Below are 17,788 nucleotides of genomic sequence, written 5' to 3'. Positions count from 1 at the left end.
TGAACCACATTTAGATTAGGAAGCAATATTATGATTAACGGCTGGACTGGAAATATTCTAAGAATCAATTTAACTACCGGTGCCATCACTCGTGAAAGCTCAAGTAAATTTAAATCCTTAATTGGTGGTATGGGCTTTGGCTACAAAATTATGTACGACGAAGTGGGCCCTGGGGTTAAACCTTTTGATGAAGAAAACAAAATTGTCTTCGCAGTAGGCCCTCTAACAGGATCAGGGGCACCTTGTAGCTCACGCGTCAATATCACCTCTCTTTCCACCTTTACTCGTGGCAATCTTGTCGTTGATGCCCATATGGGAGGCTTTTTTGCCGCATGGATGAAATTTGCTGGCTATGACGCTCTGATTATTGAAGGTAAATCAGATAAGCCTGCTTGGATCCATATTGACGATGACCAAGTCTCTATTCAAGACGCCTCTTTCTTATGGGGTAAAGGCGTTCGCCAAACGACAGAAGAATTATGTGCTCAAACAAGTCCTGAGGCTTGTGTCGCAGCCATAGGTCCGGCGGGTGAAAATCTCGTACCTTTATCTGGCATCATTAATAGCCGTAACCACAGTGGTGGTGCGGGGATTGGGGCTGTATTAGGCGCTAAAAAATTAAAAGCCATTGTTGTTGAAGGTAGTCGAGGCGTGAATGTTGCAGACCGTAAAGCGTTAAAAGAACTTAACGACTATATGATGACGCAACTCATTGGCTCTAATAACAACCACGTTGTACCAAGTACCCCACAATCATGGGCTGAATATTCACATCCTGGCTCTCGCTGGAATGCACGTAAAGGACTGTATTGGGGCGCTGCTGAAGGTGGCCCAATTGAAACGGGTGAAATCCCTCCTGGTGACATCAATACTGTTGGTTTCAGAACCATGAAATCGACTTTTGACTTAGGACCAGAAGCAGAAGAATACACCGTAAAAATGGGAGGATGCCACTCTTGCCCTATTCGCTGTATGGCGCAACTTAACGTGCCACAAGCGAAAAAATTTGGTGTGCCGCAAACAGGCGGAAACACTTGTGTTGCTAACTTCGTTCATACAACTATCTTCCCTAATGGCCCTAAAGATGTAGAGAAAAAAGGAGATGGTAACGTCGTTGGTAACCTTGTTGGCCTGAATATTTTTGATGATATGGGTTTATGGTGTAACTACGGCCAACTTCATCGTGACTTCACTTATTGTTATACCCATGGTGTCTTTAAACGCGTTCTTTCTGAAGAGGAATATAATGATATTCCTTGGGATAAGCTTGAAGAAGGTGATCCTGAATTTATCAAAGATTTCTATTATCGCTTAGCGCACCGTAAAGGTGAATTTAGTCACCTCGCTGATGGCTCTTACCTCATTGCGCAACGCTGGAACTTAGGTGAAGAGTATTGGGCGAACAAGAAAAATAAACTTTGGTCACCAATGGGTTTCCCTATTCATCACGCCAATGAAGCCTCTGCCCAAGTTGGTTCTATCGTTAACTGTATGTTTAATCGTGATGCGATGACACATACCCATATCAACTATATCGGCAGCGGTTTACCTCTGAAACTACAAAAAGAGATTGCAGGTGAGCTATTTGGTTCTGGTGATGCTTTTGATGAAACCAAAAACTATACACCAATCAATAAAGCCAAAATTGCTTACACCAAATGGACAATTTTGCGTAGTTGCTTACACGATGCAGTCACCTTATGTAACTGGGTTTGGCCAATGACGGTTTCACCTCATAAGAGCCGTAATTATCGTGGCGACTTAGAAATGGAGGCTAAATTCTTTACCGCTATCACGGGTGAACCAACAACCTCTAAAGATCTGGATTTAGCCTCAGAGCGTATCTTTACGCTACACCGCGCTTATACCGTTAAATTAATGAATACCATGGATATGCGTAATGAGCACGACCAGATCTGTTCATGGGTATTCGATAAAGATCCCGATATTCCTGTCTTTACCGAAGGTACAGACAAAATGGACAGAGAAGACATGCAGCTTTCTCTCACCATGTTCTATGAAGAAATGGGCTGGGATCCGCAGTTAGGCTGCCCAACAAAAGAAACGTTAGTTCGCCTTGGATTACAAGATATTGCAGACGATTTAGCGTCTCGTGGTTTATTACCAAGTTAATCGGTAAAAGAAGGAGATCATGATGATAGAACAAAATGTATCGGCTTCTATACCACAAGATATCGCTGATGATGCAGATATTGCTTCTGAACAACCTGATATCTCACGTCGACGTTGGTTACTGCCATTATCAGAAACAGGTGTTGGACGTAGTGCTAACACCTCAACAGATGTCGTAGAAGAACCCGTTGCAGAGGTAGCAGAATTATCTGCCGAACAACATCTAGCGAATGCAATACGTCAATGTTCAAAAGAGGGTGAACTATTAGCAATTTCAACGCTGTATGATGCGCCCTATTCTCTGACTGAAGAGGATATTGCGCAATTAGAAACCGCGTTAAAGAGCGACGAGTTTATTGATATCGCCCATTTAAGTCTCAATGGCGAGGATTATTTCTACTCTGATGAATTTATGTCAGATAACTTCGCACAACTGCAATTATTAAACCGCCATGCGGATATTTGTACAGCAATTGCAGGTGTGGTTCGTTTTGAATGCGAAACCTATCCTCGACCATTGAAACAAAGCATGTTGATGTCTGAACCCTTTCAGTACACGGCTTCAGAGATCGAAGATGCACTGACACTGATGAAAACTCACCCTGATTTTCAGGATATTCAGCAAGTTTTAGCATCCAACGATGCCCCTTATCTCTTTAGCAATACGTTAATGAGTTACGGCAAAGCACGAGGCTTAACTGAATGGATTGAGGTAGAACAACATGAAAATCCTTAATGTTCTACTTTATCAACGAAATTCGATGTGGGTATTACAACATCATCAGACTGAGGAGCAAAAATAATGCGTGTTTCTCGCCGTAAATTTGTAGCAGGTATGGGATCGGTCATTTTTTTCAGTGCGCCACTAGGAAGTGCGCTTGCAGCAACGACAGAAAAAAAACCAATCCGCTATGCCATGATCCACGATGAGACGCTCTGCAATGGCTGTAATATCTGTGCCACTGCATGTCGTCGATTAAATAAAGTACCCAATGGTATGGCACGAATGGATATTGCTCATATTCCATTAAGCCTCAAAGAAGATAATGATAAATACCATTTCTTTAGACACTCTTGCCAACAATGTGAAGACGCTCCTTGTATTCCTGTATGCCCTACAGGTGCATCTTGGCGTGATGAAACCAATGGTATTGTGCGTGTAGATAAAGAGAAATGTATTGGTTGTAGCTATTGTATATCGGCATGCCCATACCAAGTCCGTTATCTTAACCCTGTGACACACGTTGCTGATAAATGTGATTTTTGTCTTGAGTCTCGATTACAAAAAGGGTTTCCACCTATTTGTGTGAGTGCTTGTCCACAAAATGCCTTGTTATTTGGCAGAGAAGACAGTCCTCAAATTCAAGAATGGCTTAAAACACACGATTACTATATTTATCAACTTGATGGTGTGGGGAAACCGCATCTCTATCGCCGTGTAGGGCCTCATATTCAAGAGGAGGGTAAAGTATGAGTGCTGTTAATATCATGCCAAATGCTGAGCAATTCCAAGCCTCACTAAAAGAATATGTCTTAATTTACACACCTGACTATTCACCACTTTGGTTAATCGTTGCAGGCGTGCTTTTAGTTGGGATGTTGCTTGTTCTTGCACTGCATGGCTTCTTACGTTATCGCTTTGCCACACCACATGGTGGATCGCATAAAGAAGAGAAGCTCTATCTTTACTCTAAAGCGGTTCGTTTGTGGCACTGGAGTAATGCTTCTTTATTTATTCTATTGCTTCTAAGTGGTGGGATTAACCATTTTGCCTTACTTTCAGCCCACGATACGGCGTTATTAGTCAGTGTGCATGAAATTTGTGGTTATCTGCTCTTAGTATGCTGGTTATCTTTTGTATTGATCAATCTTGTTGGTGGTAATGGTAAATTTTACCGTATTGATGGTAAAAATTGGTTACAACGCGCTTTAATGCAAATTCGTTTTTATCTCTACGGCATTATCAAAGGCGAAGATCACCCCTTCCCAGCGACACCCAATGTTAAATTTAACCCACTGCAACAAATGGCTTATTTAGGTGTGATGTATGCATTAGTTCCACTACTTTTAATAACCGGTGTTTTACTGCAAAACCCAGCGTTTATTCCTGCTGATGCCGTAACATTTAAAGCTTGGTTATTAATTGCACACCAAATATTAGCGGTATGTAGTGTCTTTTTTATCATTGGTCACCTTTATCTGTGTACAACAGGAAAAACGCCATTCCAAACATTTCGCAGTATGGTTGATGGTTACCATAGACACTAATGAATACATGGATTAAGGAGCTTATATGTCAGTCCCTTCAAAGGAAAATATTAGATTAACAAAAAAAGACTTACGACAACTGCATGTTTCAACTTCGCTTTATCGTTGGTTTTTGCGTTATTTTCCTGATGGAGGCACTTACAGTGCTATCCATAGTGAGTTAATAAAACAGCGCCGTACACAGTGGATAGAAAGCCTTATTCAATATATTTATTTACGTCATTTTAGTGAAACATCCTTTGCCAAACAGGAACAAGAAGTGATGGAAAACATCTTGTTCCTGCTCGGTGATGAACAACAGCAAGGCGTGACATTACAACGCTTGCCATATCACAATACTTTACCAACATCTGAAAATATTCAATTTTCTACCGAATGGCATCAATTGATCTTAAAAAGTCAGCAATTAAGTACTGATCTTGCTTTGTGTGGGAATAATAATATTGTGGCTTTTTCTGGTGATGAAAATAGCATTGCCAACACAGGTTATAGCAATCAATTAATGATGACTGGTTTTGCAGGAAAAATAGCTAATTCAGGAAATCAGTGTCGTATTGGGAGTTTAGGCGGACGCTCCCGCATTTCCAATAGTGGCAATGATGTCAAAATTTATGCCTCAGGTAATGGTGTTCATATTGCAAACAGTGGCATACGCAATTTTATTACTGCCTCTCAAGATAGAGCAAAAATCACTAATACAGGTGATTTAGCACAAATCAATGTGACTGGAAAAAATGCTGTGGCAATTAGTACTGGCGATAACTGTAAAATCACAGTATCTGGCGACGACAGTATTTGCATATCAACAGGTAATCTCCATCAGTTCTGCTTAGGAAAAGGCGGTAGTGCCGTAATTGCATATCACGACGGCAATCGTACTCGCTTTAAAATCTTCTATGAAGGTGAAGATGGTATTGAAGCCGATGTTCGCTATACGTTAGATGAAAACCAACAACCTATGGCAGAAAAACAGTATTCTACAAATAAAAATTAATGAGCAACCTAAGCTAAACTGCTTGCTCTACTCTTAAATCAAATAGATACTATAATGTCCAAAATAGCTATTTTTTGCTATAATTAGACATTATAGTATCTATTTGAGGCTAACAAATGAAACTCTCATTACTTACTGATCTCGATGTTAGTCGAGCCTTTGCCTCTCATTTAAGAAAGTTGCGTGAAAAGGAAAAATGGTCACGTGAACAACTTGCCGAGCGTAGTACAGTTCCTGCTTCAACTATCAAAAAGTTTGAGTTACAAGGTAAAATTTCACTACGCCAGTTACTGTTACTTTGGCAATGCCTTGATGATTTAAATAATCTTTATGCGGTTGTTGATCCTAAGAAAGTGAATAAACCACGTATGCCAAGGACGATTGAAGAGGTATTACAAGATGAGTTTTAAGCCAATTCAAAAGCTAAATGTGACACGGACGTTATCTACAGGTGACTCGGTTTTAATGGGAACATTGGTACAAAACCATAGTGGTGTATTTTTTCAATATGATGCGCATTACTTAACACAATTTGGTAATAGTTCACCTTTTAATCTACAGAATAATACTGATTTACAAATAGCACCTAAAAAACCTCATGGCAATTTGCAAGGGCTTTTCTCGGATAGTTTACCTGATGGATGGGGGCGATTATTGCAAGATAGAATATTCCGCCAACATGGTATACAACCGCATGAAATTACAACGATGGATAGGTTAGCCTTTGTTGGTAATAAAGGTATGGGAGGATTATCTTATTTACCTGTCTCTGACTATCAAATAGATGAACAGTTTGAAGTTGATTTGATTAATTTAGGTTTAGAAGCACAAGCTGTATTTGATGGTCAAACGGAAATTGTTTTATCTAAACTTGCTATTGTTGGTAGCTCTGGTGGCGCTAGACCTAAAGCGTTGCTTTATTTTAAGCAAGGGGATTTTAATAAGTGTAAAACGTATGAAGAAGAAGGTGATGAATCATGGTTGATCAAATTTACGTCTAAGAACTTACCTCTTGGCCACGATGAAGGACTATGTGAAGCAATTTATCTCATCCTAGCAAAAGAGCTAGAGCTCAATCCCCCACAATGGCAACTTATTGATGTTCCTAAAAACAGTGATGGTAAATCTTGGTTAGCGCTAAAACGTTTTGATCATGTCACAAATAGTTCAGGTAAATCAGGACGTTTAATCATGCACAGTGCATGTGGATTATTAGATGCTGATTTTAGGTTACCTTCTTTGGATTACGAAGATTTAATCAAAGTAAACCGCGTACTATGCAAATCAGTTTCAGCCGGACAACTCCAGTTTAGACGAGCTATTTTTAATCTATTCGCTTCTAATCAAGATGATCACAGTAAAAACTGGTCATTTCTACAATATGATGATGGGCACTGGGAGCCAGCACCTTTTTATGATGTGACCTATAATCCCAATCCAAGAAATGAGCATATCACTTCATTTGGCGGGTATGGTAAAAAGCCACCATTAAATACAATAAAGCAACTTGCTGAAATAGCAGGTTTTGAAAGTTGGCAACAAGCACAAGCATATATTCATCATACCGTTGATGTTATTGCTCGATTCTCATCACTTGCCAAAAAATATGATGTATCAAAATTAGTACAAACAGATATAGAAAAAACACTGGCTGACCGTTTAAAAGAGAACCAGCACTTACTTTAATTTCAACAAAAAGGGAAACTTTCGTTTCCCTTTTTACTGTTCAAATCAACGTACTTTATTGCTTTTTGATGGCTTCAATATGGATCACTTTTTTACTCTGTGAGCCTGCCACTTTATCGTAAATACCACAGACAACAATTGTCACCAATACAGGGATAAGCCACGCTAACCCCTGCTCACTTAATGGCAATTTAGCTGCCCATTCTGGTAATAGATGTTTCAGATAATCAGACGCTTTTATTGCATCAAAAATACCGAAAAATAAGCTAACTGCCATTGCTGGTGCGATAATACGACTTGAATTATTCCACAGACGTAATGTGAAACTCATTAAAATAATCACAATACAAGGTGGATAAATCATAATCAGCACAGGGATAGAAAACGCGATCAGTTTGCTCAATCCTAAATTTGAAACAACAGCTGAGAATATTGCTAAAATCAACACCAATGTACGATAAGAGATAGGCAAATAGCGACTAAAGAACTCTGCGCATGCGCACGTTAAACCAACCGCTGTCACCATACAGGCTAAGAAGATCAAGACAGCTAAGAAGAAGCTACCAAAGTTACCGAAAGTGTACTGAACATAGGCATGTAAAATATCAGCGCCATCTTGGGCACCCGGAATAATGCTGCCACTGCTAGAGCCTAATTTAAATAGACTCAAATAGATCGCAGTTAACAATACACCCGCAATAATTCCCGCCCACATAGTGTAACGCGTCAACAGTGATGAATTATCAATACCTCGAGAGCGAGCCGCATTAACAATCACGATACCAAAAACCATAGCCCCCAATGTATCCATGGTGAGGTAACCGTTAATAAAGCCTTGAGTTAATGCCATATCTCGATAAGCTTCAGTAGCAGGAATAGCACCACCCGCAGGCCAAAATATCGCTGCAACACCTAATACCGCCAATGCCAAAATTTTAATCGGTGCCAAAATATGACCGACGCTATCTAGTAATTTCCCCGGATAAAGCGAAATACCGATAACAATTAAAAAATAGACAATACTATAAATCAGCAATGACATTTCAGTATCACCCACTAAAGGAGCAATACCCACTTTAAAAGAGACAGTCGCAGTACGTGGTGTTGCGAAAAGAGGTCCAACAGCAAGATAAGCAACAATTGCTAATAATAGCCCCATTGATTTACCAATAGGTGTACTTAATGCTTCAATGCCGCCACCAACTTTAGCTAATGCAACGATGGTTAATACAGGTAAACCAACACCAGTAATAAGAAAGCCGATTGCAGCTGTCCAAACAAACTCACCGGATTGTAACCCCACCATAGGAGGAAAAATAATGTTACCAGCACCGACAAAAAGGGCAAAGGTCATAAACCCTAATGCCAGAATATCTCTGGAAGTTAATCTATGTGCCATAAGTTTTGTTAATATGTAGTTACAATGATTGTTAAATAGCGCCAAGATGGCGCAACATAAAATCAACAATATCTATTTAGGCTCATACCATCATTATTCAGGATAATATCCATGTATAATCATTTCATGTAGAGCAATTAAGTACTAAATAGAAAAAATTGCCGATAACTGGTCACAAGTAAAACTTTTATAATGAAAAAAGGCAATAGCCAATCCAAAAACCAGAATAATCATCTAAACTATTTTTCAGCGCTAGTTATAACTGTCATATATTATCGAATATGCATGATATGATTTGTGCATTTTATCACCAACAATATTAAGTACTGACATCATTTAAAGTTAATATTAATTAATAATATTAAAATTTAACGCTACGATATTAGTTTTTATTGATATTAAAAAAGGAACAAAAAACCTTTATCACTGATTGAATACAAATGATAAAGGTTTTAAAAAAGACGTACTGCTAGTGTGTTTCTTTTGCGCTAAGCAATGTTTGAGGAAGGATAAAAGAGAATGTACTCCCAACACCCACTTTACTTTCAATATTCAATTGAGAGTGATGATGGAGCAACGATTTTTTCACAATGGCCAAACCTAACCCAGTACCACCAGAATGACGAGAGCGAGCTTTATCAACGCGATAAAAACGTTCTGTCAAACGCGTTAAGTGCTCAGCACTGATCCCCGCCCCATTATCTGAAACGCTAAATAACATACCTTGGGGGATTTTCTTCCAATTAACTTTGATTGTTGTTCCTTCTTCAGTGTGATTAATGGCGTTATACACTAAGTTAGAAACCGCACTACGCAGTTGCTCTTCATTACCACGAACAGCCCACTGATCATCAACATCAAAAACAATCTGATGCTGACCTTGGCTTAATGAGTTCGCTTCTTGTTGTAATAACGCCAAAATGGCAGGAATATCAACAATCTTGTTTAAATCAATATGCGGAGCAGATTCGATACGAGAAAGCTGTAAAAGTTGCTGAACAAGCGTATCCATACGTTTAGCTTGCTCTTGCATTGTGACTATCGCCTTATGCTCTGCGGGTTTTGCTACACTATTTTCTTCCATCATTTCAAGATAGCCTTGAATAACGGTTAGTGGTGTTCTTAACTCATGACTGACATTCGCAAAAAAATCACGTCGTGAGTTTTCTAGTTTATTTTTTTCTGTCACATCACGAGCCACCATCAAACGTTGATCTTCGCTATATGGCATCACACGGAACTCAACAATAGAACCACTATTTAATGAAATGGTTAAGGGACGACTAAAATCACCAGCAGTAAAGTAGTGCAAAAAATCAGGATAACGTAATAAGTTAAAAATATTTTGCCCATTATCCTCAGGCCAGCGAAAACCTAATAAATGTTGAGCAAGACTATTACACCAAAAAATATTCCCTTCATTTGTCATCATCACAACGGCATCAGGTAAGCTTTCAGCCCCACTTCTAAAACGTTTAATTAAGTCGCCCAATTCTCTGCGTCGTTTACGATTACGTTGTTGGGTCTGTCGAATACCATAAAAAATAGGCTCCCACCCGCCTCTGCCTTCTGGGGGTAAGACTGAGCGATCGAGCCATAACCATTTAGATAATTTCATCAAATTATAAGCATGCCAAACCAAAGCGCTAAGAAGTGATGCCACCAGCAACCAAGAAAGATGCCCGATAAAAAGCGATAATATAAAGGCAGGCAAACAAAATAGACATAGCCCCCAAACGAGGGCTTTCCATGATAGTCGTTCTAACACCAGACGATTACTCCCATATTGACTTAGAAACGGGCTGAAAAACGATATCCCGTTCCACGTACTGTCTGTATCATTCTGTCATGACCATCTTCTTCAATGGCCTTACGTAAACGACGAATATGCACATCAACAGTACGGTCTTCGACATAAACATTCGTTCCCCAAACGTAGTTTAGCAGTTGTTCTCTACTGTATACACGTTCGGGATGTGTCATAAAAAAGTGCAGGAGTTTAAATTCAGTGGGCCCCATATCAATCGGTTTGTCTTGACTCGTTACTCGATGAGAAACTGGATCAAGCGATAATCCATTGAATTCTATGACATCTTCCGCAGACATCGGGGATAAACGCCGTAAAATTGCCTTCACACGGGCGACAAGCTCTTTAGGTGAAAAGGGTTTGATAACATAATCATCAGCGCCCGTTTCTAAGCCTTGGACTTTATCTTCTTCTTCCCCTTTTGCCGTTAGCATAATAATTGGAATATCGCGGGTGTTACTTTCCCGTTTCATCTGTTTTATTATCTGCAAACCAGATCCTCCGGGGATCATCCAATCTAATAAAACCAGATCAGGGTAAGGATCAATAAGAAAGCTCAATGCAGAATCATAGTCTTCTGCTTCAATCGGTTGAAAACCATTTTGTTCCAAAACAAAACAGATCATCTCTCGAATTGCGGTTTCATCTTCAACAACAAGAATACGCCTTGCCATACTCTATCCTGTGTAATGTATATATATACTCTAAATCATTCGAGTTGCAGGTAGGCGGCAAGCAAAGATATCCCGATGAGCATACTCATGTATATGATTCGGGTAGCTGAGCGTAGCCAACACCCCTGCAACTTGAAGGATGACGAGTATAGAGGGTCAAAATGATTATGATGCACTTTTATGACAGATTTATGACTAACCTTAACATTACTGAAATAGATCCCCGTTGTTAAGGTAAATAAACCATTTTTTGGTGAAATATCACTCGAAAAGAAGGCTTATTGTTGAGTTTTCACTAAAAAAGCAAGGTGCGCTATACTCTTCATCAAATAAAAAAGAGGGATAGCAATGCGGATTATTCACACATCAGACTGGCATTTAGGACAATATTTTTTTACTAAAACCCGCGCACAAGAACATCAACAATTTCTCGATTGGTTATTAGTACAAATCAAAGTTCATCAAGTTGATGCTCTAATTGTTGCTGGTGACATATTTGATACAGGCTCCCCACCAAGTTATGCCAGAGAGCTGTATAATCGTTTTGTTGTTGCTATTCGAGATACACAATGTCAGCTTGTTATTCTAGGGGGTAATCACGACTCTGTCGCGACACTCAATGAATCAAAATCACTATTGGCATGTTTAAATACGACAGTTATTGCCAATGTTCATGCTGAAACACCACAAACCCCGATCATTCTTCGTCAAAAAGATAACATGCCAGGCGCATTACTTTGTGCGATCCCTTATCTACGCCCTAGAGATATGATAACGAGCCGAAGTGGGCAATCCGGTGCTGAAAAACAAAACGCGCTAAAAGAAGCGATTGCTGATTATTATCAAGTTCAATATCAAGCAGCTCTCGATTTACGTGAACAATTGAACGCCAAGATCCCTATTATTGCGACAGGTCACCTGACAACCATTGGTGCAAGCGTGAGCGATTCCGTACGAGAAATTTATATTGGTACTTTAGAAGCTTTTTCTGCAACCCTATTCCCTGAATTTGACTACATCGCTCTTGGCCATATTCATCGCCCTCAAGTGGTGAATAAATCAGGGCATATTCGTTACAGTGGCTCTCCAATTCCTTTAAGTTTTGATGAAAGTGGGCAACAAAAAAGTGTCTGTCTTATCGATTTTGAACAAGATAAATTAACTAACCTCACACTATTACCTATTCCTGAGTTTCAATTACTACGCACTATAAGTGGTTCATTAAAAGAGATAGCGATACAACTTGAGGATCTAAAAAAACAATACGATGAATTAGACACCACTATTTGGTTGGATATCGAAGTCTCAACTCAAGATTATCTCAGTGATATACAAGCTCGAATTCAAGAGCTCACTAACGACCCACTTTTTGATGTGGTTTTATTAAGAAGATCGAGAAAACAACGCCAAGTGCTCACTCAAAATGAAAAAGAAACACTGACAGAATTAACCGTTTATGATGTTTTTGAAAGACGTTTAGAACAACATGAGTTTGATTCAGAAGAAACTAAAACGCGATTAACCACATTGTTTAAACAAGCAGTTGAAATGGCAGAACGAGAGGATAACGAAGCAAAATGAAAATCTTAAGTCTGCGCTTTAAAAATATTAATTCCTTAAAAGGTGAATGGAAAATTAACTTTAACCAAGAGCCTTTTGTTAGCAACGGATTATTTGCGATTACAGGCCCTACTGGTGCGGGAAAAACTACCCTGTTAGATGCCATTAGTTTAGCGCTTTATCATAGAACCCCACGATTAGATAAAGTGACACAATCACAAAATGAGTTAATGACACGCCATACTGCAGAATGTTTGGCAGAAGTTGAATTTGAAGTCAAAGGTGTGGCTTATCGTGCATTTTGGGAACAACGCCGTGCTAATTATAAAGAAGATGGCAATCTTCAAGCACCACAAGCCGAACTTGTTAAAATAAATATAGCAGGAGATGAAGACAAAATATTGGCAAGCAAAATAAGCCAAGTAAAAGAGATGATCATCAGTATTACGGGGCTTGATTTTGATCGTTTCACTAAATCAATGTTGCTTTCTCAAGGGCAATTTGCGGCTTTTTTAAATGCAGATGATAAATCTCGCGCAGAGTTACTCGAAGAACTCACTGGTACAGATATTTATCGCCATATATCCCAATCTATATTTAAACATTGGCGTGAAGAAGAACAAGCATTAAAAACACTAAAACAGAAAGCTGAAATGATGGCGTTATTAGATGAAAATGCTCGCCAAGCTTTATTAACTGAACAGACTAATCTTTTTGCCAAAGAGAGCCTCTTACAAAAAGAACAGCAGGAATATCAAGTAGCAAAACAGTGGCAAGAAAAAGAAATTGAACTCAATAAAAATAAAGCGCTAGCGCAAACCGAGGTTAACTTAGCACAAGAAGCATTAGTTGCTGCCAAACCCGATATTCAACGTCTTGAAAATAGCGAACCTGCAGAAAAAATCCGTCCAATTTATGATGAAAAAAATCGCCTATTAAAAGAACAAGCCTATATTGCGTCACAACTCTCAGCACTAAAAGCAGAAAAACAGCTTATTGAACAACAAAGCCAACCAATTAATCAGCATTTAATCGAAGCACGTAACACATTTAAACAACACGATGAGAAGAAACAGCAAATATTACAACTTATTCGTGAAAAAGTGGCACCATTAGATAATCAATTAGCCTTGCTAGAACAAGATATTTCAGCAAAAACACAACAAAAAAGTGCACTCGAAAAAACACAATCAGAATATCTGGAAAAAATTCAATCAACAGCACACCAATTAACAACATCACAAAAACAAGCCAGTGAATTAAATAATTATTTAAGCCAACATACGGCTTATGCTCAACTTGCTGAAAATCTACCTTTATGGCAACGCTATTTTGAGCAATATGATGAAGTCACAGAAAAATATCTTATTAGCAAAAAGAGTGAAAAAACAGAGCAAGAAAAAGAACACACTCTCAAACTCGCCTTAGAAAAAGCAACTAAAGCACTAGAGCAACAACAGCACAGCCTTAATTTACAGCAACAGCAATTAAAGGCGTTGCAAACACAACTTGAGCAACAAAATAAGGCTGATGCAATTACAGATATCCCTCCTCGTTTACAGCAAATATCACAACAAAGAAATGCCCTTGCTAAACTGATGGGATTACAAGCTCAATTAGAGCGTGCTATAAAAGCTGAACATCAGCAGCAAAAAAGTTATTCAGAAAACCTGCAAAAAATAGCTATGCTCACTGAAAATATCAGTAAAAATAGCATCGTTTTAAAAGAAAAACAGCAACATCATAAAGATTTAAATGATAATTATCTTTTAATACGAAAATTAGCGGAATATGAAGAAGAGAGACAACGCTTAGTTAAAGACACCCCATGTCCTGTTTGTGGTTCAACTGAACATCCTTATGTTGAAAAATATAAAGAAATTAAACCAGATGAAACAAAAACACGGTTAGATATTTTAACGCAACAAGTTCATGCATTAACAATAGAGTTAGTAGAACAAAAAACACAGTGTGCTAACTATCAAGCTCAAAACGAAAAGTTATGTCACGAACTTAAGCAACTCACACAAGATATTACGTCATTAACACAACAATGGCGTGATGTAGCGCAAACTTATGCATTACCGGATGTCGGCTGCGAAGAAACCGTTCTAACTCAATTAGATTCAGAACTTAAGCAAGAGGATAATTTACTGACGCAAAAACGAGTAAATTACCAAGCATTAGAAACCAAAATTCAGCAAGAATACAAACTATTATCTGATAACAAAGAGCAATTTAATCAACAACAGCAAACTGTTCTTCATCAACAAAATGAATTTGCTCAGCAACAGAAAGAAGTTTCCAATAAACAACAACAAACAGCGCAATATCTTCAGCAACAAACTCAGTTAGCGCAGGATCTTCAATCCCTTGTTAAACAGCAAGGTTATGAATTAAAGGAATTTGAAGATAAAATTCAATGGCTTACTTCACGTAAAGAAGAGAGCCAACAATATCAATCAATCTTAAAAACACATCACGAATTACAACAAACCATCCGCGAATTGCTATCAACGCAGGAAGAGAGAAAACGCTATTTATCTGAAATTCAAAAAGAACTTGATGCTGTTTTAGTCCATTTACAACAATTACACCAGCAACAAGCGCAGCTAAAAGCACAGCGCCAAGCTTTATTCGGGACACAAACCACCGAAGATGCACGTAATGAGTTGGATAAACGGAGTCTATCGTTACAAAAACAAATTGAGCAATATAGTGAAGAAAAAAACCGACTCGAAATCCGTTTAAATCAGCTTATTGGTCAATATCAGGAAAATGAAAAATCGTTACAACGGTTACAAACGTGTTCACAAGACATTATTGAACAATATCAATATGCGTTAAAAAATAGCCCGTTTGCTGACGAAAATGCATTTCTAACCTCTCTGTTATCCGCCGAGGAAAGACACCGTTTACAAGAGCAACAAAAACAACGCCTTGATAAACTGTTGCAAGAAAAAACGCGTTTAGATGCACAAGAAAATGCCTATCAACAACACTTATCACAACAACCAATCTTGATAACACAACAAAATTTTGAACAAATTACCGCTCAGTTATTACTGTTAGAAACACAACTTATTCAATTACAAGAAACGAAGTTTCGTATTCAAGAGCAACTACGAGCTGACGAGGAAAAACGTAAAGAGCAACAAAGCCTACTGACTCATATTGCTAAACAGCAAGCTCAATTTGATGACTGGAGTTATTTAAACGAATTAGTGGGATCTGCATCGGGAGATAAATTTAGCCGTTTTGCCCAAGGCTTAACGCTTGATCATCTCATTTATTTGGCTAACCGTCGTTTAGAAAAGCTTCATGGGCGTTACTTCTTGCAACGCAAAACACCTGCAAGCCTTGAACTACAAATTGCAGACACATGGCAAGCAGATGCTCTACGAGATACACGTACTCTCTCTGGTGGCGAAAGTTTCTTAGTCAGTTTATCACTCGCCTTAGCACTTTCGGATTTGGTCAGTAACAAAACTCAAATCGAATCACTCTTTTTAGATGAAGGCTTTGGCACATTAGATCCTGATACCTTAGATATTGCATTAGATGCGCTTGATAGCCTTAATGCATCCGGCAAAATTATTGGCGTAATTAGTCATGTAGAAGCCATGAAAGAACGTATTCCGGTACAAATTAAAGTGAAGAAAGCCGGAGGGTTAGGTATTAGCCAACTTGATCCTGAGTTTAGATATGCAGATAAATAGAATATAAATCAATTAGTTAAAAACTAGGTCGAATATTTTGACGTAACTGATTAAATTTTTTATCTATCAATAAGTCACTACTAAGCCCTATAGTGTGTCCATAGATTAGCTCAAGCTAAAACACGCTTTAAGCGCTCAAATTTATCAAGGAGACAACCATGTCTAACGCATTTACTGATTTAATGAAAAAACGTAGAACAATTTATCATTTAGGTAATCAACTTCCAATTAGCGAAGACAGAGTCACTGCGATTATCAAAGAAGCGGTTAAAGAGAGCCCAACAGCATTTAACTCACAAACATCTCGTGTTGTTGTTCTGTTTGGTGAACAACATCAAAAACTGTGGGATATCGTTAAAAATACCCTGAAAAAATTAGTACCCGCAGAAGCATTTAGTGCAACTGAAGCAAAAATTAATAGCTTCGCCGCAGGTGCGGGTTCAATTTTGTATTTTGAAGATACTGATATCGTAAAAGGTCTGCAAGAGCAATTCCCACTGTATGCTGAAAACTTCCCTGTATGGTCAGAGCAAGCAAGTGGTATGGCACAACTTTCTGTTTGGACTGCATTAGCAGCAGAGAACGTAGGTGCTTCATTACAACACTACAATCCAATTATTGATGATGAAGTCCATGCAACTTGGGATCTGCCAAAAACATGGAAATTGAGAGCGCAAATGGTCTTTGGTTCAATTGAACAAGAGGCTGCTGAGAAGAATTATATGGAAGATGATGCACGCTTTAAAATCTTCAAATAAGTGTTAGAACAGACATCTGACAAAAGACCCTAAATAATACCCTCTTTTTACTTTCATTCATTGCCCACAGCCACTGTGGGCTTTTTTTTACATACCTACAAAACACATGCCCACAAAACAAGAGTGGTGGCCTTATGCCACCACTCTTTTATGCTTTAATTAGTTTCAGATCGGTCTTTCGTTGTTTTTTCTGAACATCATAGAAATTTTCATGGGAACCGATATGCAAGAGATACAGTTCAACTTTGTTGGTGACCCATGAATAACCGAGTAAAACAGTCAACTCATTAAGCCTAAATTTGTGTACTCTGAGATAAGCAAGATCGCCTTTTTTCTGTTCTCCAATCAATGGATTATCAATTATTTGATCAATTTCATCTTCAATAATTTTCACATCTGATTCAGGCAACTTTTTCATTGTCTTTTCAAATCGAGCTGACTGATAAACATCAATCTCTTTTTGTGGTTCGGACATATCGAGAAACCTTTTTGTTTTCGACTTCCGCCTGTGCCAGTAACAATTCTTCGATAAAGCTATATGGCAGATCAGGGTTATCTTCAGCTATACGCCCTATTTTAGCCCAGTGTTCAATTTGTTTAGGAACACTTCTGCTTTTCGCTTCCGCATGAATTTTAGCATCAGACACAAAGTCTTCATCTAATCTTACGGAAATAGCCATTACTTACACTCCAAGCCTCACGGCAGTTATAACTTTAGAACTTGATAACATTAAAACGTTATAAGTTTAGATCTTTATAATGACGACAAAATGCAATCTTTTGTCGCTAA

General features: G+C 38.5%; 15 protein-coding genes. 10 read left to right on the top strand and 5 right to left on the bottom strand.

Features of this window, described 5'->3' with window-relative positions; genetic code table 11:
- Positions 1-30: 30 nt before the first annotated feature.
- From GWI59_RS15955 to GWI59_RS15925, 7 genes are all read left to right on the top strand, one after another.
- Entirely contained in the window at positions 31-2,133 is a 2,103-nt protein-coding gene (locus tag GWI59_RS15955) for an aldehyde ferredoxin oxidoreductase (protein ID WP_006535142.1), read from the top strand.
- 22 nt (positions 2,134-2,155) lie between these two features.
- Entirely contained in the window at positions 2,156-2,869 is a 714-nt protein-coding gene (locus GWI59_RS15950) for a YdhW family putative oxidoreductase system protein (RefSeq protein WP_229096500.1), read from the top strand.
- Between the two features lie 66 nt (positions 2,870-2,935).
- Positions 2,936-3,607 carry a 4Fe-4S dicluster domain-containing protein gene (locus tag GWI59_RS15945; protein WP_072063691.1) on the top strand — a complete coding sequence of 224 codons (672 nt, stop codon included), beginning with the start codon at positions 2,936-2,938 and terminating at the stop codon, positions 3,605-3,607.
- Positions 3,604-4,401 carry a thiosulfate reductase cytochrome B subunit gene (gene phsC, locus GWI59_RS15940; protein ID WP_006535146.1) on the top strand — a complete coding sequence of 266 codons (798 nt, stop codon included), beginning with the start codon at positions 3,604-3,606 and terminating at the stop codon, positions 4,399-4,401. The genes GWI59_RS15945 and phsC overlap by 4 nt, the downstream gene beginning before the upstream one ends.
- Before the next feature lie 25 nt (positions 4,402-4,426).
- Positions 4,427-5,395: a protein YdhT gene (gene ydhT, locus GWI59_RS15935; RefSeq protein WP_161725090.1), complete on the top strand. Its 969-nt coding sequence runs from the start codon at positions 4,427-4,429 to the stop codon at positions 5,393-5,395.
- 116 nt (positions 5,396-5,511) lie between these two features.
- Positions 5,512-5,805, top strand: a complete 294-nt coding sequence (locus GWI59_RS15930) for a helix-turn-helix domain-containing protein (protein ID WP_006535148.1) — start codon at positions 5,512-5,514, stop codon at positions 5,803-5,805.
- Positions 5,795-7,081 carry a type II toxin-antitoxin system HipA family toxin gene (locus tag GWI59_RS15925; protein WP_109399309.1) on the top strand — a complete coding sequence of 429 codons (1,287 nt, stop codon included), beginning with the start codon at positions 5,795-5,797 and terminating at the stop codon, positions 7,079-7,081. Before GWI59_RS15930 ends, GWI59_RS15925 begins: the two co-directional genes overlap by 11 nt.
- A 55-nt stretch (positions 7,082-7,136) precedes the next feature.
- Here the strand turns inward: GWI59_RS15925 and brnQ are convergent, their stop codons facing one another.
- The 3 genes from brnQ to phoB form a co-directional block, all read right to left on the bottom strand.
- Positions 7,137-8,480: a branched-chain amino acid transport system II carrier protein gene (gene brnQ, locus GWI59_RS15920; protein WP_072063698.1), complete on the bottom strand. Its 1,344-nt coding sequence runs from the start codon at positions 8,478-8,480 to the stop codon at positions 7,137-7,139.
- Positions 8,481-8,949: 469 nt separating this feature from the next.
- Entirely contained in the window at positions 8,950-10,248 is a 1,299-nt protein-coding gene (gene phoR, locus GWI59_RS15915) for a phosphate regulon sensor histidine kinase PhoR (protein WP_109847889.1), read from the bottom strand.
- 23 nt (positions 10,249-10,271) lie between these two features.
- Positions 10,272-10,961, bottom strand: a complete 690-nt coding sequence (phoB, locus tag GWI59_RS15910) for a phosphate regulon transcriptional regulator PhoB (protein ID WP_006535154.1) — start codon at positions 10,959-10,961, stop codon at positions 10,272-10,274.
- Between the two features lie 348 nt (positions 10,962-11,309).
- Between phoB and sbcD the strand changes: the two genes are divergently transcribed.
- From sbcD to GWI59_RS15895, 3 genes are all read left to right on the top strand, one after another.
- On the top strand, positions 11,310-12,542 hold the full coding sequence (sbcD, locus tag GWI59_RS15905; RefSeq protein WP_109847891.1) for an exonuclease subunit SbcD: 1,233 nt from the start codon (positions 11,310-11,312) through the stop codon (positions 12,540-12,542).
- A complete protein-coding gene (locus GWI59_RS15900; RefSeq protein WP_161725088.1) occupies positions 12,539-16,240 on the top strand; it encodes an AAA family ATPase in 3,702 nt (1,233 codons plus the stop codon). The genes sbcD and GWI59_RS15900 overlap by 4 nt, the downstream gene beginning before the upstream one ends.
- 158 nt (positions 16,241-16,398) lie before the next feature.
- Positions 16,399-16,998 (top strand): nitroreductase family protein, encoded by a 600-nt coding sequence (locus tag GWI59_RS15895; protein ID WP_006535161.1) that lies wholly within the window; start codon positions 16,399-16,401, stop codon positions 16,996-16,998.
- A 148-nt stretch (positions 16,999-17,146) separates the two neighbouring features.
- Here GWI59_RS15895 and GWI59_RS15890 read toward each other — a convergent pair whose 3' ends face one another.
- Both GWI59_RS15890 and GWI59_RS15885 read right to left on the bottom strand, forming a co-directional pair.
- Positions 17,147-17,473, bottom strand: a complete 327-nt coding sequence (locus GWI59_RS15890; protein WP_161725086.1) for a type II toxin-antitoxin system RelE/ParE family toxin — start codon at positions 17,471-17,473, stop codon at positions 17,147-17,149.
- Positions 17,448-17,678 carry a ParD-like family protein gene (locus GWI59_RS15885; protein ID WP_004245167.1) on the bottom strand — a complete coding sequence of 77 codons (231 nt, stop codon included), beginning with the start codon at positions 17,676-17,678 and terminating at the stop codon, positions 17,448-17,450. The genes GWI59_RS15890 and GWI59_RS15885 overlap by 26 nt, the downstream gene beginning before the upstream one ends.
- Between the last annotated feature and the right edge of the window lie 110 nt (positions 17,679-17,788).

The sequence above is a fragment of the Proteus sp. G2673 genome (assembly GCF_009915125.1).
Lineage (GTDB): Bacteria > Pseudomonadota > Gammaproteobacteria > Enterobacterales > Enterobacteriaceae > Proteus > Proteus penneri.
Note: the sequence above shows the minus strand (reverse complement) of the source record. Positions and strands in the feature narration are given on the sequence as shown.